Raw genomic sequence first — 24,265 nt, forward strand, 5'->3', positions numbered from 1 at the left:
AATGGAAAAATGTGAAGGTTGGGTAGCGGTTTGGATATCTACTATTGATTCTTATGAAGAGTTAGAGGAGTACACAGATGATACTTGGAATTCAAATGGTGAAGTTGACTCTTCGCAGTTTGAAAAAGACTTTTGTTTTGGCTGGTACGATATTGACACGAGAGAATTTGATACCGTAGAGGGAACTAAAACTTTTAGTGAAATGTTCAATCGGATTTCTTATAAAGATAAATTTATTGATAAGTTGCTTATCGACCTTGAAAATTACAACCCTTTGAAATTTAGGTCATTCATGACTATTTTCGACACCAAATATCATGGTAATGGACAATCAGATAAAGCAGTATTTATAGGTAATTATAAATATAACTAATTAAAGATAAATAAGAAAGTACCAAAGTACAGGACATATATGGTCACTCTTTGTAAATCAAGTTTAGATTGATTTTTATTTACTGTTTCACTGTCGATATCGTATAAAAAACTCGTCACCCTTTAACATTAAGGGGTGATTTTTCTGGTTAAACTTGTTTTTCGCACTGTATCGTTTAATCGATAAATCACCTTTGTCTAAACTGCTTTTTACATCATTGAGATAACGGTTTCTTGACATATATCCGGCGTCTTAATGGCTACTTAATGGGAAGCCGCGCCCTCCTGAGTTTCAGAAGAAGTCTTACTCGCCTTTGCACCCACGATGCCTTAAAGGCAGAAGTCCGGCTGAGGTTCCGAGTAAGACAAAACCATTTTAAATCATCAATGCCTATTACCGTTTAGTATTGCGGGTTAATTAAATATGTATTTTCTAGTTATTACTTTTCTTCAGCTATTATTACGCGCACGCTTTGCTCACATCAAATGGCTGCTTACTAATTAATACTGACCAAATAATTCTGGCTAGTTTATTCGCTAAAGCCACAACCGCTTTGCAACCATTCATACGTACTTTGAGCTTCTGTAACCAACAGCTGAGTACATCGTCTTTTTTCTCACACCAATTAAGCACAGTGCGAGCACCATGAATAAGGTACTTTCTAAGCGTGCTATTACCTCGTTTGCTTATCTTTCCCATTCGATTGGTTTCGCCACTGGCATATTGCTTAGGCGTTAATCCTATCCATGCCGCTAATTGCCTGCCATTTTTAAATGCGCCAGCATCACCAACCGAAGCCATCAAAGCAGCACTCGTTACCGGGCCGATTCCTGGTATGCTTTGTAATAAGGCGTATTCGGCTTTGTCTTTGATTAGGTCGGTTAATTGGGTTTTTACTTCGTCAATTTGAGCACTCATTCTTTGTATGTTGCGAGAAAGACAAAACTATCGGACACCCATGCCTTTTTGACAGATTGTGATTTTACCCCTACTATATAAACAGTGTTTTTATATACAGATAAAGAGGTAGGTATGACACAATCTCGCTCTTCTTTAATTTCACTTGATGATACAACCTATTATCATTGCATATCGCGTTGTGTTCGTCGCGCATTCTTGTGCGGCGAAGACAAATACAGCGGTAAAAGTTTTGAGCATCGTCGCCAATGGATGGTTGAGCGTATTCGTTTTTTAAGCAACATATTCTCAATTGATGTATGCTCCTATGCCATCATGTCTAATCATTATCACCTTGTTTTACATGCCAATGAATCTGACATAGCAAGCCTCTCTGATAAAGACATCTGCCATCGTTGGTTGCAACTCTATTCTGCGCCACCGTTAGTGGCTCGTTGGATGAAAGAAGAGTTAACAACAGAAGCTGAAACTAACGCTGCATTAGAGGTTATTGGAAAATGGCGAGCGCGGCTACTTGATATCTCGTGGTTTATGCGCGCATTAAATGAATTTATCGCGCGTAAAGCCAATAAAGAAGATAACTGTACGGGACGGTTCTGGGAAGGACGCTTCAAATCACAAGGCTTACTTGATGAACAAGCACTGCTAACGTGCATGGCTTATGTGGATTTAAATCCTATCAGGGCAAAAATGGCAGAAACGGTAGAGCAGTCGGAATACACATCAGTATTCGAACGAATTCATGGTGTTTGTAGTAAAAGTGAAAGCTTCGAGAATAAGTCGTCAAATAAACCCTTACTTGGATTTAAAGCGTTTGAAAGTAATGAACAGGTAGAAGCCATTCCTTATGCTTTTATCGATTATCTTGAACTTGTTGACTGGACAGGGCGTGTAATAAGAGAGGATAAACGTGGCGCAGTACCAGAACAAATCCCTAGTTTATTGAGCAAGCTTGGATTAAACAGTGAAACATGGATTGAACTGACACAAACGTTCGGGCAACATAACCACGTTGCAGTTGGGTCGGTTGAAGATCTCGCTTTGTTTGCTGCGAATACAGGCAAACGTTGGATAGCAAGAAAAAAGCTTCAGCGAATAATCCATTAGTATTAAATAATCATTCTTCCAATCAAATTCAACAATTAGCAGCGGTAACGTATTGTTTGCTTGAAATTCCCTTAAAACCTTATAATTTTTTAATAAATTTGAAATTACTTTAAATTCGCATCATTTAATGGTTATTTTTAACTATTAACCTTGTCTTATTTCGCGTTAAAATATGCTGAAAAAGGTATGGATGTCCTACTTTTTTCTATGACATCACGCTTAATCAAACCTTTGATAGTTTTGGACGATTAAGTGAGCAACATTGGTTACAAAAAGAAAAAGACAATAACGATGCACAACAGCAGGATGTTAAAGCAAGTTTTACTCGCCAGCGTCATTACACCTATGATAAAAAGCATCAAGTACTCAGCTGTGAAGAGAAAACGCAAAGCGCTACTGATAAAACAATACATAAAAGAAAAGAAAAACAGTCTTTTTATTACAATTCACTTAGCCAACTGGTGCAAAGTGCGATAGTCAGTCAAACAAATAACGATGTAATCACCGATACTAACCAATCGGAAAATACCGATTACCAATGGGATGCCTTTGGTAATCCGAAGGTCGATGAAACCAAGCCAAAAGCAATGCGCGAAACTCGCGTAGAATTTGACCGTTTACTCAGTTTTGAAGGTGTTGATTATCGTTATGATAACTCCGGCAACCAAATCAGCAGTATTGCGGCAGGGCAAATTCAAAAACGCAGTTTCGATGGATTGAATCAGCTACGAAAAATCAATAACAACGATAAACTTAGCCAATATGAGTACGATGCCTTAGGCAGACGCAGCGCCAAAATTACCGAAGCAGGGCGAACTGATTTTATCTGGGATGGTAATCAAGTCATTGGTGAAGTCAGTAATGGACAATACACTTGGTATATTTATCTACCCGATAGCTTTTTACCCGTTGCTCTTATAAAAGACAATCAAGTTTATTACTACCACCTTAACCAACTCGGCACGCCGATTTGGTTAACGGATAGCCAACAGCAAATCGCTTGGGAAAACCGAGGTGATTTGTTTGGTTGTGAAGATAAATCCGAGCAAGACAGCCTTGAGCCAGAAAAAGCACACTTCATTGAAAATCCATTACGTTTTCAAGGACAGTACTTTGATGCTGAATCGGGTTTACACTACAATCGTTTTCGATATTATTGCCCTAAACAGAGACGATTCATTCATCAAGATCCGATTGGATTAGCAGGTGGGATTAATCATTATCAATATGCACCTAATCCAGTGAATTGGGTGGACCCGTTTGGGTTGTGTAAGGAGGGAGGAGTAAATTGGGATAATTTGAATCCTTTTGGAGAATATAGTAATAACTTACGTGAAGAACTTTCTGGTAATTTAATGGGAGCTGCTGAATGGGGTGTTGATTTGGCCAAAGGTACGGTTAATTCATTTGTTATTATTACCGATGCTATTAACCCATTTGATAGTGAAAGAAGAGAATTTGCGCAAAAGTCATTGGGATCAGTATATGATAATATTATCAATTTTGATAAAACGATTCCTGCAGCATTAAATGAGCAAATAAAACTCGGAGTTACTATTGATGCGTTAAAATCCGATGGACTGTATTACGCAGCAGGAAAATTAGAAGCAACTCAAACATTGAATGTCACTTCGAGTATGATGGGATTTGCTGAACTATCTACGTCGTCAAAATCTTTTGCTAAAAAGCTAAGTACAACTTCTAGTCGTATTGATTTTGGTAATTATATTAGTTCATTAGTAAAATCGGAAACTGACTTATTAATAGGAAAGAATGAAGTTAAAGGTGTTGCTTTATCAAGATCTGGTGTATTTGAGAAGGAAATAATTAGTGATTCATTTGATAATTTTAAACTGAAAATGCCAAAAGCTAAAGGACTTCGGAGGTTTGATGAGCCTGATTTGGAGTTTTTTGAAGTCATTGATACCGATGCTTATATGAAACAGATTAAAAAATTATACAGTGATAATGGAGACGAGTTGAACCCCTTGCTGGAAAAACGACTTCTTGATTATATTACAAATAATAAAAAATTTGTAGCAAGAGGGCGAGGTTTACCAGGGACTCATGCTGAGATACGCTCTGCAAATCAAATACTTAATCAATTGCCTTCTGGGTATGATATAAGTAAAATTCAAGTGTCAACATACAAACTTCAACCAGATAAATTTGGTGGGCAAGGTAAGCCATTTAGTGCTTGTTATAATTGTGGTAGTTTGTTGCATGGTTTCGATATTTTAACAGGCGATTTATCAAAAGGTCATTAACGATATGCTTACTATTAAATCCAGTGCATTGGATGTCAAAGGTATAAAAAGTTACTACCATGGAACTAAGTTTAATGGTGTGGCTTTAACGATTGAAAAATTTTCTATAGTCAAAAAATCTTTATTTGTAGATGGGGATCTGGTGGGCGATTATCAATCACCTTATATAAATTTTAACGCCTCAAGTTTAAATATTGTATCAGAGTTATTAGACGATGAATATTCCGATTGTTTTACTTATCATGGCGATAAATTTAATGGGGTTGCTTATTTCTTTATTAATGAAGTCTGCGTTGCTGAGCGTAAGAGTGAATATGGTTGGGTTACGAATGAAGTGACATATTTTATTAATGGAGACATTGAAAGTATTGATGTTGGTGATTTTAATGTATCTCAAGAGTGTACTTATTTTGAAGATGGTAGCATTCAAGAGTTTAAAAGTTTTAATCGAGAAAATTATGATGCTTGGTTTAAATTCACCTCTAAAGATGTAATTAGAACTTTAAACATTGAGGGTAACTATTTCGATAGTATTAAAAATGGAGGTAGTAAGTTAATTCTTAATTATTATAATAATGTAGAAGAACTGCTGACTTTTAAAGGCGCTGATTTTTTATTTGTTTGTGGAGATGGGATAACTGAGGATTTATTCGAAAAATTATTAATGAATAATGTCTTTGATTCTGTTTCTAAGCTGTCAATATATGATGTTCGATTAACCAGTTCAATATTTTCTAAGTTATCTGATTTAAAACAGTTAAAAGAATTAATTGTTAATTCGGAAGATGTTGATATTAATGATTTACATCATTTCAAATCTCTTCGAAAAGACTGTTATGTTAAATTTAACAGAAAAGAAATCGTTTGCTGATTGATATTCTGATTTGATAGTCTAGAGACTGTAACAAAAACTGTGTAACTGCTTATTTATAATCCTACTATTTGGAAAAGGATAAGCAGTTATGGATCAGAAGCAATTAGAAGCGTTCGCTCGTGAAGCCGCTAAAACATTAAAAACAGAAAAAGACCTTAACAACTTTAGTCAGATGTTGACCAAGATAACCGTTGAAGCAGCATTAAATGCTGAGCTTGACGAACATCTCGGTTACTCTAAACATCGTCAATCATCTACCAGTAATAGCCGTAACGTGCGTATTAACATGAAGAAGATCACTGATTACCATCCATGGAGATCGCTAACTCTCTAATCAACAGGACCTCGTTTAATCTACTTTTTTTGATCTCCATGAGTCAATGGTTTTATCATTTTTCTCATCGATTCTCCTTCTAATTCTATTTTAATTGACCGGTGTACTAATCGATCGAGTATTGCATCGGCATGTGTCGATTCACCTATCATTTCATACCAATTCGATATCGGTAATTGACTGATTATTAATGTGGCGTGATGGTCGTAGCGACCATCAATAAGCTCAAGTAAGTCACTACGTTGATTCGCATTTAATGGCTCTAGACCCCAGTCATCAATGATCAGTAAATCTGCTTTAATAAGTTTACCGATAAGCTTTCGGTAACTGCCTTCTGCCTGCCCAAGGTACATCTGCTCGAGCAACTCTTTTAGCCGGAAGTAGAATACTGTTTTACCTTGCCTACAGTGCTCGACTCCAAGTGCGCAGGCAATATAGGTTTTACCGCATCCCGTTGCACCAGTGATGACTAAGTTATGCGCATGATTCAACCATTCACTTTGGCTTAACGTCCTTATCTGGGCTTTATCTAGGTTACGGCTAGCTTTGTATTGGATATCACCAAGCGCAGCTCTTTGCCTGAACTTAGCTTGCCGGGTAAGCCTCTCAATACGTCGTTGTTGACGTTGTGTAAGCTCTTGAGCCAGAAGTACCTGCAAACGCTCAGTAAAGCTTAATTCAGCATAGGTATTTGCTTGCATAAGTTGTTGTTCAAGAGCATCACGCATGCCTGTCAGTTTTAATTGATTAAGTTGTTGTGTAATTTCTTGCATAGTCTTTCCCTAGTGATAGTAATCATTGCCACGTATATTTTGATGTTCGATCTCGGATAATAAATCAGGCTGTTGCTCTAATATTGGTGTTTTATCCAATCCTTTTTGCAGTATATTAATTATATTTCTAAGCCGATTAGCCCCCGTAATAAGACCGCGTTCACAAGCCTTTTCTAACCGAGTTTTGCTGTATTTCGACGATAAATTAAGTAGCCCTAAACATGAACGATAAGCTTGCTCTGGGTGCTTTCGGCTTGCTAGATGCGTTTGTACTAGCGCGAGTGTATTTGGGCCAATACTCTTAGCCCAGCTTTCAAACCGTGCTGGTGACCATTGCTGTTTTTGATGAGCTTGAGGCATATGCACATCTTGTGTGGTATGCCTTCCGGCTTGATACGAGCGAGGATGAGTTGCAACCGTATTCCCCTCAAACTTTAAGGTGATAAGCTGGCCTGTTACCAGGGCTTCAAGCTGCTTTTTAACAAGGTTATAAGGTACTGAGTAATAGTGTTTTTCGATTTCAACGTGGTAATCGATATTAACGCGAACATTTTTAACATAGGTGAACTGATAAACTGAGTCCGGTAAAGGCTTTAGCGCGGGTTTATCGATACGTTGAAACAACGATATACGGGATTCATTATATTGCTTCATCACTTTATTGTTCATCCAACTGAGCAACTCGGCTATGCGCTGATTGAGTTGCTTTAGACTGAAGAAGGTCTCTTTACGAACCCTGGCCATTATCCAACGCTCAACAATCAGTACGCCTACTTCAGCCTTTGATTTATCCTTCGGTTTATAAGGTCTTGCGGGGATGATAGCCGTATCATAATGTGCGGATAGCTGATGGTAAGTAGGGTTCAAATCTGGTTCATAGCGACAGCTTTTATGAACACCACTTTTAAGGTTATCAGGGATAACCATTTCAGGGACGCCACCAAGAAATTCAAAGCAACGTACGTGACTCATTATCCAGTCTTCCAACTTTTGAGACCAAGTTGCTTCTGCATAGGTATAGTTGCTCGCCCCCATAACCGCGACAAAGACTTGGGCATTTCGATACTCACCTGTATCAGGGTTAACGATAGCAATCGTAGGACCGCAGTAATCGACAAACAGCTTTTCACCCGCATGATGCGTTTGTCGCATTGATAAGCGTAGCGTTGAGCACCACTGTCGGTACATGCGACAGTAATGGTTATAACTGTAATAGCCAGCCGGATTGCTATCAGCATATTCCTCCCACAAAAGTTGCAAGGTCATATACTTACGTGTTTTAAGCTCATCTTGCACGACTTGCCAGTTTGGTAAGCTGTGTTTTTTCAGTGGCGCTTTGGTTTTTAGAAAGGTGTTTTTGAGAGTAACGTCATCCCAGGTATCGTCTAGCGGCCAATCCATGATCCCCATTTTTGCGGCTCGAGCGCAATAGCGAGAGACAACGGAGGGGGAAATAGATAGGCTCTTCGCTATTTGCCTATGGCTTAGTTTTTGTCCGTATTTGAGGCGGAGTATATCTTTTAATTTTTTCATCGTTATAGGTACTGTTGACATGGTTACTCTCATCACATTAAAAAATGACAGAGTAACGGTTAAACACACCTATTGACTAGAAAGTGAGCAAATCAATAACATCGATGAAGATCGCTAAATAACATTTTGGCTCAAAACTGATCTCCATGAATGTTATTTGCTGATCTAAGTTGATGTTATTAGGTGATCTCGATGGATGTTATTAGCTGATCTCCATGGATGAAAATATGCACGTAACGGCACTTCAACCAAAACTATCATTACTGATGATGGGCAGTTTGAACTGGAAACTCCCCGTGACAGAGAAGGTTCGTTTGAGCCTCAACTCGTCAAAAAACAACAAACTCGGTTTACTTCTATGGATGATAAGGTGCTTAGCTTTTATGCCAAAGGCATGACGACACGTGAAATTGTGGCTACGTTCAAAGGTAAGCGTCTAGCGAACCAGACCTATTTTTTGAAATTCCATGGTAACAAACTATCGATGTCGGGGGTTGGTTGGCACAGTTCATCAAGGCAGGCACAGATATAATCGAATGGCATCAAACCATTGACCTTAGCGGTTTCCACAATACTGTAAAGTGTGGCACTGGCTTGCGCACCATTCGCTGTTTGGCTAAATAACCAGTTTTTTCGTCCTATCACAAATGGTTTTACTGCACGCTCTGCGCGATTGTTATCGATGCTTAATCGCCCATCATCTATATAGCGTATTCGCTCATCACTAAACATCTACGTATAGGTCTTTGTGATTTATTATTAAATACGATTACTTTATCTTGTAATCAGAATTTAATAATACTGATACGCTAATAGTAAGTTTCATTAATGAGAACTTTTGTTCAATAATTCGACGCTCAGATTAATTGTTTCATGTTCCTGGTTAAGTTGAAAATCGCTCATTGCTTTTTTAACAGCTTGGTCTGACTTCCTCGTTGTCTCAGGTAATCTGTAGTGGTTAGCAAGTTTTAATATCCATCTAGTCGCTGTTTCTAATGAAACTTTATGGCCAATTGAAACATAAATGGGCTTGATGTTATTTTGAGTTCTCAAGACATTTCCAATAACTTCATTGTTATCAATAAGAGGGGCTATTGAACCTCTTTCTGTGTCGACATTATCATGTGTGCCTAACAAGCGGTTTTTACCGCAACCTATCGTTGGTATATCAAAAATAACACCTAAATGGCAAGCTAAACCAAATCGTCTTGGATGCGCATAACCTTGGCCATCACATACAACTAAGTCTGGTATGTTTTTTAATTTAGCAAATGCCTTAATTAAGGAAGGTAACTCCCGGAAGGAAAATAATCCCGGTATATAAGGAAATTGTTCAATATCTTCTGCAATGGAGGTTTCAACAATATCAAAGGTTATAGCGTCAAGAATAATAATTGCAGCTATTATTTTGTTAGTTTCTTTAGCATAAGCGACATCGACGCCTGCAATTAGTTTTATCTCATTATGTTTGTCTTTTTTTATAACTTTACTAGCAAGTTTTTCTTGGAGTTGTAGAGCTTGTTTTTCTGTTATCTTCCAAGGATGAGTAATTATTGGTTGCATAATTCATTCTCTTTCATATTAATTTTATATTTAATCATTTGTATCTACTCAGCACCTATCTGTAGTGTTGAGTAACTAGAAAAATACTATATATTGTGTTTTTACTGTTTTGAAATGCACTAATAATTATATCACTAGATTAGATCAACAACAGACAGTGTTTGATACTATAACAGGTGGTTTGGGGGCATTGACAACTAAGTTAGCGGTTTCTACTTCTAAAATTGTTGAGGCAAGTGTAGATAATTTTGCGGAGATGGTTAAGACTTTGGCGGGTCGTCAAGAACTTTACGCCAAACATGGCTTCATCGTAGGGCCGTATAAAGAATTAAAAAAAATATCTATGCCAGGCTTCCAACGGGAACACGTGATACCCCATTCAAACTTTACGTCTCGCTCTAAATTACCAAATGAAGCTCGTGCTAAAGTGCCAATTGGAGATGAATTTGGTACTTATAATGAAGGAGATGCAATCACCTATTTTGTGTTTGATGATCAGAGCAAAGGAACTGAGCATAGATATTTAACTGATGTTGAAAAAAATTATGCTAAGTCACTGCATGATCAAGGTAAGTTTGCATCTGTAAACGAATGGTTAGATCATATGGAAGTCGAAACCGCCAAATCATTGAGCATGGATACGATAGCACGAACGCCTGGTGTTTACGAAGCTAGAGTTCCGAAAGATGAAGCTGAAGCTGTAGCCAAGGCAATCCGTATTGATACGGAAAATTATTTAGATCTAGCAGGGGTAAATAAAGATGCACCAATGTCAAATTTAGTTGGTGGTGGGGATGTGCCTGATGATGTTATTATTGATAGTAGTGATAGTTTTTAATTAATAAGGTAATCTAAAAATGCGTAATAATTATGAGATAATACATGTCATTGATTTAATACAGTCAAAATTTGGAGAGCACAGGTTAATTACATATTATAATGAATCAAATGCCTCTGGGGCGGTTGGTGGAGTTAGTCTTACATTAAGAAATCTTACGAAAACATGTTTAGGTTGTAATTTCCAACTCAATGCCATGTGGTCATCTGACATTGGTAATCTCTGGGTAGTGGACGATCAAGGAGATGTATTTACTACGGCGGAAGTAACGTTTAAGTATCCTCCGTTTAATTTGCTAAAGTTTAACAGTGGTTCCTTTGATATTAACTGGCAAGCTACAGAAGTATTCAAAGGGCAGTTAAACGGTATTTGGGGAACAACTGATTCTGACGTTTGGGTGACATCATTTGCAGGACCCGCCTTACATTGGAATGGTTCAGATTGGACTGAATATCTGCTACCACAAGCACCTAATGCTATTGATGGCTCAGCCAGTGATGATGTTTATATTGTCGGCTATCATGGCAATATCCATCATTTTGATGGGAAAACATGGCATAAAGTGACGTTGCCTGACAATGTAAAAATTGATGATGCTTTTACAGATGTTAAAGTTATCTCTAGTGCATTGGTTTACATCACAGGTAGAAGTGGTTGCTTGTTAGTTGGTAATGTACATGATGGTTTTATAGATATCGGCTCGGCTAAATATTCTTGGTACGGTGTGGGGGCAATTGATGAGCGTATATTTTTAGCAGGTGGGGAAGCCGGTATTTTTGAATTAGTAGACGGTCAATTTATCTGCTTAAAAGATAAAGGCCAACCTGTCGGTGTATTTGAAACACCTAACGCAATTAATTTTATCCCAGCAGAACAACAACCGAACCCTTGGTTTGTTCGTTATGAACCTAATGCGCAAAGAGAGTGGACAAAAATAAATACTTAACCTGAACTCTGGATCGCATTCAAATTGCTGGACATATATGGTCACTCCTCGTAATACAAGGGAAAACTATTTTTTCTTTGCTTTTAATAATCAATTGAGTGCAAAAACCACGTAATAGATTAAATACTAAGGGTTATCTCTTCTGATTAAACTTGTTTTTGCATTGTATCTTTTTAGTCGATAGATCACCTTTTCCTGAACTGCTTTTTTCATTTATGAGATAACGGTTTCTTGACATATATCCGGCGTCTTAATGACTCTTTATGGGGAGTCGCGCCCTCCTGAATTCCAGAAGAAGTCTTACAAGCCTTTGCACCCACAATGCCTTTATGGCAGAAGTCCAGCTGAGGTTCCAAGTAAGACAAACCGTTTTAAATCATCAATGCATATTACCGTTTAGGGTTGTGAATTGATTCGTTCATTTACTAAGTGAAAGTACTGGACACCCACAAACCTTGACTGATAATCATTCCTATTCCATCTTTTAACTAGGCTTATGTTGCAGGTTAGAAGGTGGTTTATTATGACTCAGTCTCGTCAATCGCAAGCTTCATTATCCGATACCCCTTATTACTATTGTATTTCTCGTTGTGTTCGTCGTGCTTATTTGTGTGGTGAAGATAAATACACGGAAAGGTCATTTGAGCACCGTCGCCAGTGGGTGGTTGAACGAATGAATTACCTCGCTTCAGCAAATTGCTGTACACCCATGCTTTTTGCAAGTAAAAACCAACTACGCCGATTGCATTAACGACTAAACGTACTGTTGGCCTCTAAATTATTTGTTATTGGCAAGCGGCAATTTTTTCCATGCCTTAAAACCAGTCCCACTACCATCCCTTTGTTTTATTAAAAGTTTTTATTGCTAGATAGCAAACTATGTCGGTTAGTACTTTGATTTGTTAACAACGGAAATAGTATTATGCTGTAGGTGAAAGTGTATGGATGTCCTCCAGAGTTTTGAAGTTGATCAAATTAGTATTGGTTATTCTAGTCGGTTATTTAAAGCTACAAGCATTATTGACATGGGGATGATGGGAGGAGCTATGGTTAAGCCTGGTAATGGATTAAACACGGCAGCCCAAGACAAAAAACTAATTTCAGATTTATCTTCAGCTGGAAAAATCAAAGAAGCTAGAAACATACTTCAGCCGCATGTTAATTTAGCAAAAAATGCAACTAATTACGTAGATAAACGTGCAGCTCTAAATGAAATAATTGATAGATTAGATGTATCTTCAACCAAAGAAAAAGTATTTTGGTCAGGGGACGTGAAATTGGCTGGTGATTACGCCGCCAAAAATGGAAAAACTATTTTAGAACAAACGTCTGGTGGTAAAGTAATTAATAATTGGGATGAATTAAATGATATTTTTACATGGGAAAAAAATGATTTAGGGCCATATGGATGGGATTTATGGGGAGAGGTATCAACAAATTATGCAAATGGCGCACTTGGAAATATTGAAACAATTCAGACTGCGAATCGTTTTCCATTAGGGGGGGCAACATGGAAAAATAGGGTATGGCCAAGTCTTTATAAAAATCCCTATGTTGATGATATTACAATTAAAAGAGTCAATAGTTCTGGCAATATAGAAGAATCAGTAACTGTTTATTCAAAAAGTGATGAAGCTTTGAAATTATTTGGGAGTATTTTTTAGATGACAGAAACTTATAACAATTTTCTTCAGCAGTATAATTCTGTAGGAACTCAAAAAGCGGATGGGTATGATCTTTCTCATTTTGAAAAAATGAATATAAATGAAAAAAAGAACGCATTCGAGCTACTTACTAATGAATTAAATTCTCCAGGAGTAGCAAAATGGCTTTTTTATTTAAATTATGATAAAGCGTTAAAAACGTTACTGTTGTTTATTTCAAATAAAAAAATGGGTCAGGCTGGTTTACATAGAGTTTACTCAGAACTTTATTTTCAAACACGAGATAACACTTATCTAAATATGCTCATAGGTAATTATGATATATATTTAGATTGTGAAAAAGATGAAGCAGTTTGGTTAATACATAAATGTAAACCTGAATACAGTATAAGTTCTAATTTTTATAAAAAAATTATTTTATCTGAAACAAACATTGAAGTTATATCAAGTGCTTCAGATTTTTTTCTGAAAATAAATGGCTATTCTACCAATACAAAAAAAGAATTTATCGAGTTCTTCAAAATTAGAAAGAAATTGGAAACTGGCAACTTAGAAATGCAATTATCAGTAATTTCATCAATCGAGAAGAACAAACAACAAAAATCTGGGATAGCTAGTGCGCCGAGATAAATCGTAAGTAACTCGATAACTCGAGCATTAACTCGAGTGCCAAAAAAGTCTTGGACTGCGAATTACAGGACAGCCATAAACTTTGACGAATAATTAATAAAAGGTTTGGCTGTCCTGCCTTTTTTCATTACATGCTTTGCATAATCCAGATATGATTGCAGGTGGGTATGATAAAGTAACATTGCTTGGTGATGGGAGTGTTAATAGCTCAATAGGCGCTCAATGGAAAAAAAGGGTTGAATTAATGGATGAAGCAGCAGAACAAGCTATAAAAGAGTTAGGTCCAGATACAAAAATGAACGTGAGTTTACAGAGGAAATTATGAATAGGTTATTTAATAGGTTCTATAATACTCAGGGTTTTGGTCCTGCTATTAAATCTAAACAACCCAGAGCCGAAACGATTTTGTATTTTCAAAATAAGTTGCCGGAACGTTTACTAGAGTATTGGAAAAAATATGGCTTTTGTGGTTGGGGTGAAGGACAATTTTGGACAGTAAACCCTTCAGATTACCAGGAACTTTTAGAATTATGGTTAGAAGGAACTGAGCTTGTTGGAAAAGATAAATATTACGTAATTGCACGTAGTGCGTTTGGAGTTCTTTACGTTTGGGGTGAAAACTCAGGGCAAAGTCTAAAAATAAAACCGAATTTTTCAATGCTTTTTCCAGCTAATAAAGCTAATGACTTGAAGGACAAAGGTTCGGAAAAAGCTATAGACTCATTTTTCTTCATTATTACTAAATCTCGGATAGATGAGGTCGATCTAAATGATTATCCTCTTTTTGATAGAGCGCTTGCAAAACTCGGAGCTTTAGAGTTTGATGAAATGTATGGATTTGTACCTGCTTTGGTATTAGGGGGGGAGAATTCATTGCAAAATTTGCAAAAAGTAAAGATACAGGAGCATTTGTATTTTTTAGCTGAAGTTGGTGAAAAACGTGTAATGGCAGATATTATTAATGTATAGCAGGAAACGAGAATTAAAGTACTGGATAAAGTACTGGACACCCACAGACTTTGACTGATAATCATTCCTATTCTACCTTTTAACTAGGCTTATGTTGCATGTTAGAAGGTGGTTATTATGACTCAGTCTCGTCAATCGCAAGTTTCGTTATCCGATACTCCTTATTACCATTGTATTTATCTTTGTGTTCGCCGCGCTTATTTGTGTGGTGAAGATAAATACATAGAAAAGTCCTTTGAGCACCGCCGCCAGTGGGTGGTTGAACGACTGCATTACCTCGCTTCAGTGTTTAATCTCGATATTTGTGCCTATGCGATTATGTCGAATCATTATCATTTAGTTCTCCATGTTGATGAACAGAACAATAGCAAACTAAGCCATGAAGGAGTTTGTGAACGTTGGTGTCGGCTTTAATCGAAACCCGTTTTAGTTGAGCGTTGGTAAAAAGAGCAAATCATCTCCGAGGCTGAAAATAAAGCGGCACTTGAAATTATTGATGACTGGCGAGGGCGCTTAGCGGATATCTCATGGTTTATGCGCTGCCTAAATTAATTTATTGCCCGAAAAGCCAATAAAGAAGATACCGGCAGAATCTTACTTTAATAAAACAGCTGGCGGTAAAGCTCAAAGAGAAAGAGAGATTCGAGAGCATTTTGAACAAAAAGGTCAGATGCTTATTCCAGATCCAACAGAACCAGGGAAATGGATTGATCCAGGTCCCTGGTAAATTTGTAGATATTGTGTGTAGTAGATTAATTTTTCAGGAATTAAATATGAGTGATAAGTTACCTAATTTTAGATATCACCCTGATCCTATTAGTTCAGAGGTTTTTGTACCTTCAAGTAAGATTTGTCCAGTTTGTAATAAAGTGAACTCGCTGGAATATGTTGGACCTTTTTATTCAATTGTTGAAGTTGATGGTATTTGTCCATGGTGTATTGCAAATGGTAAGGCAGCAGAAAAGTATGATTTGACTTTTGTTGATGAGGATGAAATTGAAAAGGTGGATAATGAACAGTTCGTCGATGAACTAACTAAAAGAACACCTGGATTTTTTTTCCCACAAGAAGATAATTGGCCTTCACATTGTGGTGATTATTGCGTTCTTATAGGTACTTCTAGTGAAGTTAATATTGAATCTAAATTCGATCTTTTACAGAATGATATATTAAAAATTATTGATAATTTAAATATAAGTGAAGAGAACCTCAAAGCTGAATTGATTCGTGATAATAGCCCTCTTTGGGGGACCTTATTCAAATGTAGTAAATGTGATAATTATAGATTGGTCGCCGATTACGAATAGAATAAGATAAACTATCAGACATATAGATACGGCTAACGCATTTTAATCCCAGATTCTAAAAGTATTTCTTGGACACTCATGCCTTTTAATTAGAAGAGATTGAATAAATATGAAAAGTCAGAAAAAATTTTATTATGACGATGGGAAATTAATAACGTCACCAGGCATTATTGCAATGCTAGAAAGAGAAGAAAGAGTCCCAAATGATTTACGCTTCCCGCATATGACCAATAAATTTAGTGGATCTAGGAAGCCGGAAAGAATGCAATGGCTGCTCAACTATTTTGTTTATAGAACAGCGAAGCCTAATCCGACTGATGCCGAATGCAAAGATTATTATGCACGTATTAACAGAGTATTCTGGTCAAGCACAACTGGACACCTGACTTTGTAAATTTTCATAATTAATCGGAGTTAAATCTCCGAGTGTTGTATGGAGTCGCTCATGGTTGTAATAGCGGATATATTCTTCTACATCAGCCTTCATTGATTCTCGTGTTAAATGCACAATATTCAATAACCACTCATTCTTTAAACTACCAAAAAATCGTTCTACAACTGCATTATCTAAACAAGCACCAACGCTGCTCATTGATGCTGTAATACCATGTTTACTAAGTAACCGACTAAACCTACCACTCGTATATTGAGAGCCTCGATCACTATGAAACAGCAACCCTGAACTCGGTTGTCTAATATTAATAGCCATTTGTAACGCACGCTCAACCAAATCAACCGTCATTCGCGGTGAGATAGCCCAGCCAACAATACGTCGAGAATATAAATCCATGACAATAGCTAAGTACATCCAGCCTTGGTTAGTTCTTAAATATGTTACATCACCAGCCCAAACCAAGTTTGCCTGGGTTGGGTTAAACTGCTGATTTAAAACATTATCCGCAACACTATCGCTATGCTTACGCTTTGTTGTCACTTTATAAGCCTGCCGCTGCTTCACAATAAGCTTTAACTTCCGCATAATGCTACGTGTTCGATACCGGCCCACATTAAAGCCTTCAGCTCTTAACTTTTTGCACAGCTGACGAGACCCTAAGCTACCACGACTGCGTTTAAACAGCTTCCGTGCAGTACGGTATAGGTTCAGCTCTTCTTCACTAATTATTTTAGCTGGCCGTTCAAGCCAATCATAAAATGCACTACGACTGACTTTCAGCGTATTACAAAGCAACTTTATGGGGTATTTAGAACGGCATGCCCGAATATATCGAAACTTTATTTCATTTCTTTTGCGAAGAAGGCACTGGCCTTTTTTAATATTTCTTTCTCCATACGCAGCTGTTTAACTTCTTTACGCAGGGCTAATAGCTCTGCTCGTTCATCAGAATCTACTGTTGAATTTATATGCTCTTCTGCTTTTTGTTTCCAACTATAAAGTAGGCTAGTTGTGATACCTAAAGCGGATGCAGCTTCTTGAACGGTATAACCCTGCTCACTGATTAACGATAATGCTTCGGTTCTAAATTCACTGGTATAAGTTCTGTATTGACGTTTTGTATTCATGATCACCTCGATAGTGGATAGTATTATCCAGAATTAAAGTGTCCGGTTCAATTAGACCAGAATATTCTTTATCAATTGTTTCAAAAGAATTTAAAGATACTCTTTCTTCATATTCAACGTTTTTAGAGTTTGTTCCGGTTTCAATTCTGTGCGGGGAAAATGAATTTCTTTTTTATGCCTTGCATGTAATGTTATACCTTGATGCATTTGATATTGATAAATCTGTTTTTGTTGGTGTTAAATATGGAATGGTGTCAGGCATTACTCAGTTAGTTTTAAAAGAAAGCGTGATTAAAAATGAAAATGTGTTTGCTTTAAAAAATGCCTTTATGCCGATAATTATCATTGATGAAAGTATAAGGCTAAAAGTTAAACAGTTAGGTCTTAAAGGGATAACTTTTGTTCCCGCTAACGAATATCAAGAAGATATTAGAGGTATCTAGGTTAGAATCAAACTTACAGGACATATATGGACGCTCTCTCGTTTTCAGCAGCGTAGTGATTTCAGTGGTATTAATGAATTCTGCCAATACCATAATATCTCTACTTCCAATTACTATAAACACCGTGCTTTACGCGTAGAAAAACTATCTAAAACTGAAAAAGTTATGAATGTACTATTTTTTAGGTGGTATATGCGTTCATTAAATGAATTTATCGGACGTAAAGCCAATAAAGAAGATAATTATACGGGACGGTTTTATTCTCTGCATCCATGGCGTTCACCCTTTGGGCTAGCTAAAGCTGTCTTACCTTTTACTTCCAAGGCTGGTATAGACGCAATAATTGCGAAATCAAATGGTGATGTAAGTTTGGTCTCTAAAGATTTAGGTATTCCTGCTGAGCAGATCGAAAATGGTTACCAGGGGGATATTACCTACAAGAAGTTATGAAACTGTTATATCAACAATTGGTATGACAAAAAATGATTATGTAGCAATAGATTTGAAAACAGGAATAAAAATAGAATGACAACAAAAAAAATATGTTCAAAGCGATGGGTTTATACTTTATATAATGTAGATGGAGAATATATTTTATCAGTAGTATTTTGTAATAGTTATGTAGATTTTTCTAGAGCTTTTAAAATTTCTAGCTCAGATATTAGTGACAAGGCTCTTATGAAATTAACTGCTGATATTATTGAAAATCATGAGCTATATAAAAAATTTGAAGTACCTCATCCTTCAATTAGTGAAAGTACAGAAGAGTAATGTTATTAACGGGGCTCTCATTAGTTTAAAAATGCTTAATGAAATATTGCTGGACATATATGGACGCTTTCTCGTTTTCAGCAGCGTAGTAATTTCAATGATACTAATGAATTCTGCCAATACCATAATATCTCTACTTCCAATTACTATAAACACTGTGCTTTACGCGTAGAAAAACTATCTAAAACTGCAAAGTTATGGATGTATTACTTTTTAGGTACATCCTAAAACGCAATTATTTCCCTTTGGTATGTGAACTATCGGACACTCATGCCTTCTAATAGGCTCTAACTTTGAATCGGTAGAAGGCCATGCATTGTTTGTTGTAATTACAGGTAAACGTTGGATAGTAAAAACTTCATCGAACACTTTATAAAAATGAATAATCATTATTCCTATTATATTCAACGATTAGCATTAACTGATAACGTATTTTTCTATAAAGACTCCCTATCAATCTTATTATTTTTTAGTAAATTACAAACTACTTTAAATTCGCAACATTAAAATTTTTCAACGATTAATATCCTAAAAAGGTAAAGATTTCCTACTTTTTTGAGATTTACCTTGCAAAGGTGGTAACCAAGATAATTATTATTCACAAAATTAATACTATTGAAATATAAAATATTAAACACAAATATTTTTAAATTTAATATAATAATAATCAAAATTAAAGCTTGAAGTTAGCTTTGGATATGCATTAAAATCGCTTTATTAATTATCAATGATAAGAAAAAACATATGAGTCAGATCTTGTTTTTTCCTTTTTCTTTCTTTCGAAAGAACAAAGATGGAACATCTAAAGCTTTGAAACTAAAACGACTATTTTTTATTTGTTTCAAGTAAGTATTAAGGTGGTTAATTACCTATCTGTTTCATCATGATGGAAGCTTAATTTAAGTGCGATAAAGTACAAAATTTTAAATTGGGTGTGGTTTAATTAAGCTTAAAACATATCATCAAAAACTTCTTTTTTGTTGAATGTGATGGATGTTTTTTTATACGCAGACTATTTATCTGTTGAGATTCAATCTCGAATTAAATTGTAATTGATTTTTAACCGTTACAATTATGCAATACATAACAAAGACAAGGAAAATATGATGTCATCAATGCGCATTACCCAAGCTGTCGGGCTTGGTGGAGTAAATAATAATAATGATGTTAAAGCAGTACAAACTGCTTTAAATAAACTACTTAAACTCATCCCGTCAACTAAAATATTAACTGTAGATGGTCGTTTAGGCTCTCGTCCTGAAAATTCGAAAACGGTTGCTGCGATTAAACTATTTCAAAGTAAGGTTGTTGGTATGATTCGCGCTGATGGAAAAGTTGATGTAAATGGGCGAAGTCATCGAAAAATTAATGAAAAATTGACTGATTTTGAAAAATTGCAAGTTGCTCAAAATATGGTGCTCTCCAAATATTTTAAATGGTCCGAGTTTGCTTGTCATGATTCTTCAAAAACTCCTGTTCCGAATGAATATAAAAATAACGTAAAAATATTAGCAGAACAATTAAGTGTGTTGAGGGAAAAAATTGCAAAGCCGATTCATATTAATTGTGGATATAGAACTCCTGAACATAATTCCAAGGTTGGTGGCGTTTCTAGTAGTTGTCATCTAACTGCTAAAGCTGCGGATATAAGCGTAAAGGGTATGACTCCGAAAGAAGTTCATAAAGCAATTCTTGATTTAATATCTGAAGGAAAAATCCGAGAAGGTGGACTTGGCTTGTATAATACTTTTGTGCATTATGATATTAGAGGAACTGCCGCAAGATGGGGAAATAAATAATGAACTTAAATGTTTGTGTGATCATTTTATCAATCTTTTTTAGCTCACTGTCTATTGCTGGTGATAATTCAAATTCTAACGAAAATCAGTTTACACTTGCAAAATCGAATAAGTATTTAACCTACATTTCAGAGTCTTTGGATAGTTTTCGAAATTTAACAGAGTTAAGTTCGAGTGAACACAATGAAAAAGTGGGCAATACGTCTTGGGACATACAACATATAGGATTTGATAATTGGGTAAATAATATTCAAGGTACTTTATTAACTCAGGAACTTGAAAATGCAAAATTGTCTTTAAAATTAATAAATAAAAAGACAGACCTAAGCGCTTACAATGATGCGTTAATAAGAGTTACTACTGCTCAAGAAAATTTGAGCAAATTTGTTAATACTCTAGTTATAATGGAGTAAGCCAGAGATTTTAAGTCATATTAATGTATTGCATAATATGACTTTTCATATCATAAACCATCCAAAGAAAGTACTGGTCTCCCATGCTTTTTTTGTTTGGTTTTACGGATTTTTATCAATACATTTAAACTATTCACTAAAAGTGCTCCCTCTAGCCGCGCATAGGTTTCTGGTGTTGGCTGTGTCTCCATCAGTAACCTAGTATTAATAGGAAATCCATTAGGATTGAATGTTAAACGGATGGGAACATTAATTTACCGGTGCAAAATAACACCATTTATATTATTAACAATTAAAAATTACTTACTAATCAAGGGTAAAGCACTCAATCTTAATCTGTGTTGGAAACAGCGAGGAGATGATTAAAATAGAAAATATGATAAGCCATAAATGCTAGGTATCCATTTCATTTTGTAATGCTTTTAGTTGATCCAAAATACGGATGAATTTTTTACCAAGAGGCGTCACAATATATTCTACCCTTGGCGGGATTTCGTTGTATTCAATTCGCTTAATAATGCCAAATTCAATATTTTTCTTCAGACACTCATTCAGTACTTTTGTTGTGAGACCTTCTACACTGCGCACCATTTCTCCCGGTCTATTGATATCTTCGGCCAAGAGTTGATAGACCGTCAGTGACCATTTACACCGGAAAACGTTTTCTACCATACGTGCACTACGTTCGGGAGCTGAATTTCTCAAAAATATTTTTCTGTTATTAATCATAAAGATATACCTAAATGTACCTACCTAACTGAATTGTACCTACTTTTTAGGCACAACCAATAATTGTAATCTTTCATTTCACACAAACCGAAGAGGATCATCTGATGAAAAATACAAATCAACCTACAGCACTTATTATTGGCGGGTCAAGTGGAATGGGATTAGAAAGTGCTAAATTATTATTAAAACGGAATATAAAAACAATCATTGTCGGACGTGATCCTAAAAAATTAGCACACGCTAAACAGACACTTTCTGAGTTTGGCGAAATCAGTACAATGCAAGCTGACTTGTATAAAGCAGAAGATGTACAAAGTATTGTCGAATTTATTAACCATAAAGAGCAACACATTAAATATCTACTTAACTCAGCTGGTTATTTCAAACCCTTGCCATTTATTGAGCATAATAATAATGATTATGCTATTTACCAAGAGCTAAACCGCGCAATCTTTTTTATATCGCAGGCTGTTGCAAAAAATATGATGGCTAATGGCGGTGGGGCGATTGTCAATATTGGTTCTATGTGGGCTAAGCAAGCGATTAAAGCTACGCCGTCCTCTGCATACTCAATGGCAAAAGCTGGATTGCATGCATTAACACAGCATATGGCAATGGAATTAGCAGAACACAATATTCGTGTTAATGCAGTCTCTCCGGCGTTGGTTAAATCAACAATATTTGAATCCTTTATTGATCCGGAAGTAATGGATGAGACACTCGCGACTTTTAATGGTTTTCATCCCATCGGAAGAATTGGTCAACCAGAAGATATTGCGACGGTGGTTAATTCTTTACTCAGTGATGATACAAGTTGGGTGACAGGTGCAATATGGGATGTAGACGGCGGAGTCATGGCAGGAAGAAATTAAATGTAAGTAAACAATATCCAAATAGGTTATTGATATATTATCTAAAATATAAATGGCTTGTGTAAAATACAAGCCATTTTATTTAAAGGCGTTTTTGCGAGATATATGAATATTAAGTCAAACATACCTAGGTGCAAAGCATTGTATTTTACTGTTAATTTGTTGATACTATTATAAAAATAAATATGGAAATTACAAAATGAATGACGAAAATAGAGTAAAGTTATTAAATATGATGGATAGTGTTTATCAAACTCCCAGTACGTTAGAACAATATATTGATGACATTCCGCCTTTGTTGGCTGAGTTAGTGTCAACGGCGCCAGAAGGGTTGCAGGGCATGGCTAAAATGATCGGTGTTCATTTTTCTCACGCTATAAAACTTAAAGATGCAAAAGTGCAACATTTTGAATTAGAATCTGGATTGATTAAATACCAAACGTACTTGCGAAAATTATCACTTATTAATAGATGATTGTTGTGCTTATTATTTATATCGACTGTTTTTATCGTGTTTACAATTAAATGGAATTTTGAATGGATTCACCTAATAAAACCAAGATGGATGAATATTGGTATCCGGTTGCTTTAAGCAAAAAGCTGGGTAAAAAGCCAATGTCGGTCATTCTTTTAGGTAAAAAATTGGTTATCTATCAAGGACTATCTGGTTTAACGGTACATGATGATTGTTGTCCTCATCGTAAGTTTCCTTTGTCTCAAGGGAAAGTTATAAAAGGGGAGTTACGCTGCGGTTATCATGGTTGGAAGTTTGATAGTGATGGCAGATTAACGGATTTACCTGGCACTATTGATAAATCACCGCGCAGTGGGTGTCTGCTGCCTACTTACAGTATTGTTGAACATGAACACCTTATTTGGGTGTGTTTACAACCTGATAAACCCTTTACTCCTTACCATCAGGATTTATTAAAACCTGATATCTATTCCTATCAAACAACGATTACCGGCGATATTAAAGATGTACTGGAGAATTTTTTAGATCCGCTACATACTGCCTTTATTCACGATGGATTAATACGAAGTCAGCGCACAAAAAATCGAACTGTTGCTGAAATAAAAGGAATTGAGCACGGTGTTGAAGTTAAATATACGGAAGAATCGAATCAAACAGGGATAATAGGTAATATACTTGGACGGCATATTATTTGTAGTTATGGTCGTTTGATAAAACCTAATATTATTGAGCTAGCGTTTCATTCCAACAACGGCATCGAAATGACTAATCGCTTTATTATTGTCCCAACCAGTCATAACCAAAATCTGTTCTTTTCTCAAATTACATTCCGTCAAACACGACTCCCTAATTGGCTTAAATTATCTATTATTACGCCATTATTTTTGTTGGCCTTAAAGCAAGATAAAAAAGCACTAAAACAGCAATCTGATAATTTTGTTCATTTTAAAGACACGCCGTTCAAACATACAATGTTGGATATTATGCGGCCCTATATTGATAAAATTCAAAATGGAGAACCTTTTGTTGTTGAGGAAAAGTGTATTGAAATATATCTCTAACGCATTTAATTAGTTAATTTATAAGCACTTATTAAATACTATTGTGTTTATTTGATAAAAAGTAGACAAGATTACAATATTCCTT

27 protein-coding genes and 4 pseudogenes are annotated in these 24,265 nt (G+C 36.0%); 24 read left to right on the forward strand and 7 right to left on the reverse strand.

Annotation, left to right across the window (positions count from 1 at the left end):
* The first annotated feature begins 1 nt into the window (after position 1).
* Positions 2 to 373 carry an immunity 22 family protein gene (locus ACR30L_RS09680; RefSeq protein WP_435237805.1) on the forward strand — a complete coding sequence of 124 codons (372 nt, stop codon included), beginning with the start codon at positions 2 to 4 and terminating at the stop codon, positions 371 to 373.
* A 459-nt stretch (positions 374 to 832) separates the two neighbouring features.
* Here ACR30L_RS09680 and ACR30L_RS09685 read toward each other — a convergent pair whose 3' ends face one another.
* Entirely contained in the window at positions 833 to 1,300 is a 468-nt protein-coding gene (locus tag ACR30L_RS09685) for an IS110 family transposase (protein ID WP_435237895.1), read from the reverse strand.
* A gap of 105 nt (positions 1,301 to 1,405) precedes the next feature.
* Here ACR30L_RS09685 and ACR30L_RS09690 point away from each other — a divergent pair, with 105 nt between their 5' ends.
* The 4 genes and pseudogenes from ACR30L_RS09690 to ACR30L_RS09705 all read left to right on the forward strand — a co-directional run.
* Positions 1,406 to 2,398 carry a transposase gene (locus ACR30L_RS09690; protein WP_435237806.1) on the forward strand — a complete coding sequence of 331 codons (993 nt, stop codon included), beginning with the start codon at positions 1,406 to 1,408 and terminating at the stop codon, positions 2,396 to 2,398.
* A 461-nt stretch (positions 2,399 to 2,859) separates the two neighbouring features.
* Positions 2,860 to 4,665, forward strand: a complete 1,806-nt coding sequence (locus tag ACR30L_RS09695; RefSeq protein ID WP_435237807.1) for an RHS repeat-associated core domain-containing protein — start codon at positions 2,860 to 2,862, stop codon at positions 4,663 to 4,665.
* Positions 4,666 to 4,669: 4 nt separating this feature from the next.
* On the forward strand, positions 4,670 to 5,536 hold the full coding sequence (locus ACR30L_RS09700) for a hypothetical protein (RefSeq protein WP_435237808.1): 867 nt from the start codon (positions 4,670 to 4,672) through the stop codon (positions 5,534 to 5,536).
* A 91-nt stretch (positions 5,537 to 5,627) separates the two neighbouring features.
* Positions 5,628 to 5,813: pseudogene (locus ACR30L_RS09705) on the forward strand (IS256 family transposase); the annotation flags it as partial.
* An 80-nt stretch (positions 5,814 to 5,893) separates the two neighbouring features.
* On the opposite strand, the gene istB reads toward ACR30L_RS09705, so the two are convergent.
* On the reverse strand, positions 5,894 to 6,646 hold the full coding sequence (gene istB, locus ACR30L_RS09710; protein ID WP_435234394.1) for an IS21-like element helper ATPase IstB: 753 nt from the start codon (positions 6,644 to 6,646) through the stop codon (positions 5,894 to 5,896).
* Between the two features lie 9 nt (positions 6,647 to 6,655).
* A complete protein-coding gene (gene istA, locus ACR30L_RS09715) occupies positions 6,656 to 8,200 on the reverse strand; it encodes an IS21 family transposase (RefSeq protein WP_435234393.1) in 1,545 nt (514 codons plus the stop codon).
* 208 nt (positions 8,201 to 8,408) lie between these two features.
* Here istA and ACR30L_RS09720 point away from each other — a divergent pair.
* Positions 8,409 to 8,606: pseudogene (locus tag ACR30L_RS09720) on the forward strand (transposase); the annotation flags it as partial.
* 23 nt (positions 8,607 to 8,629) lie between these two features.
* Here the strand turns inward: ACR30L_RS09720 and ACR30L_RS09725 are convergent.
* Together ACR30L_RS09725 and nfi are read right to left on the reverse strand one after the other, a co-directional pair.
* A pseudogene (locus ACR30L_RS09725) lies at positions 8,630 to 8,893 on the reverse strand (IS66 family transposase); the annotation flags it as partial.
* 111 nt (positions 8,894 to 9,004) lie between these two features.
* Complete coding sequence (gene nfi, locus ACR30L_RS09730; RefSeq protein ID WP_435237809.1) at positions 9,005 to 9,742, reverse strand: deoxyribonuclease V; 738 nt, start codon at positions 9,740 to 9,742, stop codon at positions 9,005 to 9,007.
* 157 nt (positions 9,743 to 9,899) lie between these two features.
* On the opposite strand from nfi, the gene ACR30L_RS09735 reads away from it, so the two are divergent.
* The 10 genes and pseudogenes from ACR30L_RS09735 to ACR30L_RS09780 all read left to right on the forward strand — a co-directional run bounded on the left by ACR30L_RS09735 (position 9,900) and on the right by ACR30L_RS09780 (position 16,490).
* Positions 9,900 to 10,580 (forward strand): hypothetical protein, encoded by a 681-nt coding sequence (locus tag ACR30L_RS09735; protein ID WP_435237810.1) that lies wholly within the window; start codon positions 9,900 to 9,902, stop codon positions 10,578 to 10,580.
* 19 nt (positions 10,581 to 10,599) lie between these two features.
* Complete coding sequence (locus tag ACR30L_RS09740) at positions 10,600 to 11,526, forward strand: hypothetical protein (RefSeq protein WP_435237811.1); 927 nt, start codon at positions 10,600 to 10,602, stop codon at positions 11,524 to 11,526.
* 523 nt (positions 11,527 to 12,049) lie between these two features.
* A complete protein-coding gene (locus ACR30L_RS09745; RefSeq protein WP_435237812.1) occupies positions 12,050 to 12,277 on the forward strand; it encodes a Type I secretion system protein TolC in 228 nt (75 codons plus the stop codon).
* Between the two features lie 190 nt (positions 12,278 to 12,467).
* Positions 12,468 to 13,190 carry a hypothetical protein gene (locus ACR30L_RS09750; RefSeq protein WP_435237813.1) on the forward strand — a complete coding sequence of 241 codons (723 nt, stop codon included), beginning with the start codon at positions 12,468 to 12,470 and terminating at the stop codon, positions 13,188 to 13,190.
* The gene (locus tag ACR30L_RS09755; protein ID WP_435237814.1) at positions 13,191 to 13,820 is read left to right on the forward strand and encodes a hypothetical protein; all 630 of its coding nucleotides are present in this window, start codon (positions 13,191 to 13,193) and stop codon (positions 13,818 to 13,820) included.
* Between the two features lie 109 nt (positions 13,821 to 13,929).
* Complete coding sequence (locus ACR30L_RS09760; protein ID WP_435237896.1) at positions 13,930 to 14,145, forward strand: polymorphic toxin type 15 domain-containing protein; 216 nt, start codon at positions 13,930 to 13,932, stop codon at positions 14,143 to 14,145.
* Complete coding sequence (locus tag ACR30L_RS09765; RefSeq protein ID WP_435237815.1) at positions 14,142 to 14,789, forward strand: GAD-like domain-containing protein; 648 nt, start codon at positions 14,142 to 14,144, stop codon at positions 14,787 to 14,789. Before ACR30L_RS09760 ends, ACR30L_RS09765 begins: the two co-directional genes overlap by 4 nt.
* Positions 14,790 to 14,906: 117 nt before the next feature.
* Positions 14,907 to 15,144 (forward strand): annotated as a pseudogene (locus ACR30L_RS09770) (transposase); the annotation flags it as partial.
* A gap of 418 nt (positions 15,145 to 15,562) precedes the next feature.
* A complete protein-coding gene (locus tag ACR30L_RS09775) occupies positions 15,563 to 16,096 on the forward strand; it encodes a CbrC family protein (RefSeq protein WP_435237816.1) in 534 nt (177 codons plus the stop codon).
* A gap of 109 nt (positions 16,097 to 16,205) precedes the next feature.
* A complete protein-coding gene (locus ACR30L_RS09780) occupies positions 16,206 to 16,490 on the forward strand; it encodes a hypothetical protein (protein ID WP_435237817.1) in 285 nt (94 codons plus the stop codon).
* On the opposite strand, the gene ACR30L_RS09785 is transcribed toward ACR30L_RS09780, so the two are convergent.
* Positions 16,461 to 17,617 (reverse strand): IS3 family transposase gene (locus ACR30L_RS09785; protein ID WP_435234152.1). Its coding sequence is split into 2 segments (ribosomal slippage): positions 16,461 to 17,371 and positions 17,371 to 17,617, totalling 1,158 coding nucleotides; the frame shifts between segments, so codons are not numbered across the junction. The genes ACR30L_RS09780 and ACR30L_RS09785 overlap by 30 nt on opposite strands.
* 38 nt (positions 17,618 to 17,655) lie before the next feature.
* Here ACR30L_RS09785 and ACR30L_RS09790 point away from each other — a divergent pair.
* The 5 genes from ACR30L_RS09790 (at position 17,656) to ACR30L_RS09810 (ending at position 21,043) form a co-directional block, all read left to right on the forward strand.
* Positions 17,656 to 18,060, forward strand: coding sequence for an imm11 family protein (locus ACR30L_RS09790; RefSeq protein WP_435237818.1), 405 nt, complete (start codon positions 17,656 to 17,658; stop codon positions 18,058 to 18,060).
* A gap of 165 nt (positions 18,061 to 18,225) precedes the next feature.
* Positions 18,226 to 18,510, forward strand: coding sequence for a hypothetical protein (locus tag ACR30L_RS09795; protein ID WP_435237819.1), 285 nt, complete (start codon positions 18,226 to 18,228; stop codon positions 18,508 to 18,510).
* Positions 18,511 to 18,585: 75 nt separating this feature from the next.
* Positions 18,586 to 18,831, forward strand: a complete 246-nt coding sequence (locus tag ACR30L_RS09800; protein ID WP_435237820.1) for a hypothetical protein — start codon at positions 18,586 to 18,588, stop codon at positions 18,829 to 18,831.
* Between the two features lie 1,106 nt (positions 18,832 to 19,937).
* Positions 19,938 to 20,630 carry a D-Ala-D-Ala carboxypeptidase family metallohydrolase gene (locus tag ACR30L_RS09805; RefSeq protein ID WP_435237821.1) on the forward strand — a complete coding sequence of 231 codons (693 nt, stop codon included), beginning with the start codon at positions 19,938 to 19,940 and terminating at the stop codon, positions 20,628 to 20,630.
* Positions 20,630 to 21,043 (forward strand): hypothetical protein, encoded by a 414-nt coding sequence (locus tag ACR30L_RS09810; protein WP_435237822.1) that lies wholly within the window; start codon positions 20,630 to 20,632, stop codon positions 21,041 to 21,043. The genes ACR30L_RS09805 and ACR30L_RS09810 overlap by 1 nt, the downstream gene beginning before the upstream one ends.
* 393 nt (positions 21,044 to 21,436) lie before the next feature.
* Here ACR30L_RS09810 and ACR30L_RS09815 read toward each other — a convergent pair whose 3' ends face one another.
* Positions 21,437 to 21,772, reverse strand: coding sequence for a winged helix-turn-helix transcriptional regulator (locus ACR30L_RS09815; protein ID WP_435237823.1), 336 nt, complete (start codon positions 21,770 to 21,772; stop codon positions 21,437 to 21,439).
* Positions 21,773 to 21,876: 104 nt separating this feature from the next.
* On the opposite strand from ACR30L_RS09815, the gene ACR30L_RS09820 reads away from it, so the two are divergent.
* The 3 genes from ACR30L_RS09820 (at position 21,877) to ACR30L_RS09830 (ending at position 24,180) form a co-directional block, all read left to right on the forward strand.
* Positions 21,877 to 22,644, forward strand: coding sequence for an SDR family NAD(P)-dependent oxidoreductase (locus tag ACR30L_RS09820; RefSeq protein WP_435237824.1), 768 nt, complete (start codon positions 21,877 to 21,879; stop codon positions 22,642 to 22,644).
* Between the two features lie 199 nt (positions 22,645 to 22,843).
* Positions 22,844 to 23,119 (forward strand): hypothetical protein, encoded by a 276-nt coding sequence (locus ACR30L_RS09825; protein ID WP_435237825.1) that lies wholly within the window; start codon positions 22,844 to 22,846, stop codon positions 23,117 to 23,119.
* A gap of 62 nt (positions 23,120 to 23,181) precedes the next feature.
* Complete coding sequence (locus ACR30L_RS09830) at positions 23,182 to 24,180, forward strand: Rieske 2Fe-2S domain-containing protein (protein WP_435237826.1); 999 nt, start codon at positions 23,182 to 23,184, stop codon at positions 24,178 to 24,180.
* Positions 24,181 to 24,265: the final 85 nt, after the last annotated feature.

The sequence above is a fragment of the Psychromonas saccharinae genome (assembly GCF_051201515.1).
Lineage (GTDB): Bacteria > Pseudomonadota > Gammaproteobacteria > Enterobacterales > Psychromonadaceae > Psychromonas.

Excerpts from the sequence above, each read along its gene's own strand:
- ACR30L_RS09680 (WP_435237805.1), top strand. The coding sequence starts at position 2 with ATGGAAAAATGTGAAGGTTGGGTAGCGGTTTGGATATCTACTATTGAT.
- ACR30L_RS09775 (WP_435237816.1), top strand. The coding sequence starts at position 15,563 with ATGAGTGATAAGTTACCTAATTTTAGATATCACCCTGATCCTATTAGT.
- ACR30L_RS09805 (WP_435237821.1), top strand. The coding sequence starts at position 19,938 with ATGTCATCAATGCGCATTACCCAAGCTGTCGGGCTTGGTGGAGTAAAT.
- istA (WP_435234393.1), bottom strand. The coding sequence starts at position 8,200 with ATGTCAACAGTACCTATAACGATGAAAAAATTAAAAGATATACTCCGC.
- ACR30L_RS09745 (WP_435237812.1), top strand. The coding sequence starts at position 12,050 with ATGACTCAGTCTCGTCAATCGCAAGCTTCATTATCCGATACCCCTTAT.
- ACR30L_RS09815 (WP_435237823.1), bottom strand. The coding sequence starts at position 21,772 with ATGATTAATAACAGAAAAATATTTTTGAGAAATTCAGCTCCCGAACGT.
- istB (WP_435234394.1), bottom strand. The coding sequence starts at position 6,646 with ATGCAAGAAATTACACAACAACTTAATCAATTAAAACTGACAGGCATG.
- ACR30L_RS09795 (WP_435237819.1), top strand. The coding sequence starts at position 18,226 with ATGAATGTACTATTTTTTAGGTGGTATATGCGTTCATTAAATGAATTT.
- ACR30L_RS09690 (WP_435237806.1), top strand. The coding sequence starts at position 1,406 with ATGACACAATCTCGCTCTTCTTTAATTTCACTTGATGATACAACCTAT.
- ACR30L_RS09780 (WP_435237817.1), top strand. The coding sequence starts at position 16,206 with ATGAAAAGTCAGAAAAAATTTTATTATGACGATGGGAAATTAATAACG.
- nfi (WP_435237809.1), bottom strand. The coding sequence starts at position 9,742 with ATGCAACCAATAATTACTCATCCTTGGAAGATAACAGAAAAACAAGCT.
- ACR30L_RS09830 (WP_435237826.1), top strand. The coding sequence starts at position 23,182 with ATGGATTCACCTAATAAAACCAAGATGGATGAATATTGGTATCCGGTT.
- ACR30L_RS09810 (WP_435237822.1), top strand. The coding sequence starts at position 20,630 with ATGAACTTAAATGTTTGTGTGATCATTTTATCAATCTTTTTTAGCTCA.
- ACR30L_RS09700 (WP_435237808.1), top strand. The coding sequence starts at position 4,670 with ATGCTTACTATTAAATCCAGTGCATTGGATGTCAAAGGTATAAAAAGT.
- ACR30L_RS09820 (WP_435237824.1), top strand. The coding sequence starts at position 21,877 with ATGAAAAATACAAATCAACCTACAGCACTTATTATTGGCGGGTCAAGT.
- ACR30L_RS09740 (WP_435237811.1), top strand. The coding sequence starts at position 10,600 with ATGCGTAATAATTATGAGATAATACATGTCATTGATTTAATACAGTCA.
- ACR30L_RS09765 (WP_435237815.1), top strand. The coding sequence starts at position 14,142 with ATGAATAGGTTATTTAATAGGTTCTATAATACTCAGGGTTTTGGTCCT.
- ACR30L_RS09800 (WP_435237820.1), top strand. The coding sequence starts at position 18,586 with ATGACAACAAAAAAAATATGTTCAAAGCGATGGGTTTATACTTTATAT.
- ACR30L_RS09825 (WP_435237825.1), top strand. The coding sequence starts at position 22,844 with ATGAATGACGAAAATAGAGTAAAGTTATTAAATATGATGGATAGTGTT.
- ACR30L_RS09750 (WP_435237813.1), top strand. The coding sequence starts at position 12,468 with ATGGATGTCCTCCAGAGTTTTGAAGTTGATCAAATTAGTATTGGTTAT.
- ACR30L_RS09755 (WP_435237814.1), top strand. The coding sequence starts at position 13,191 with ATGACAGAAACTTATAACAATTTTCTTCAGCAGTATAATTCTGTAGGA.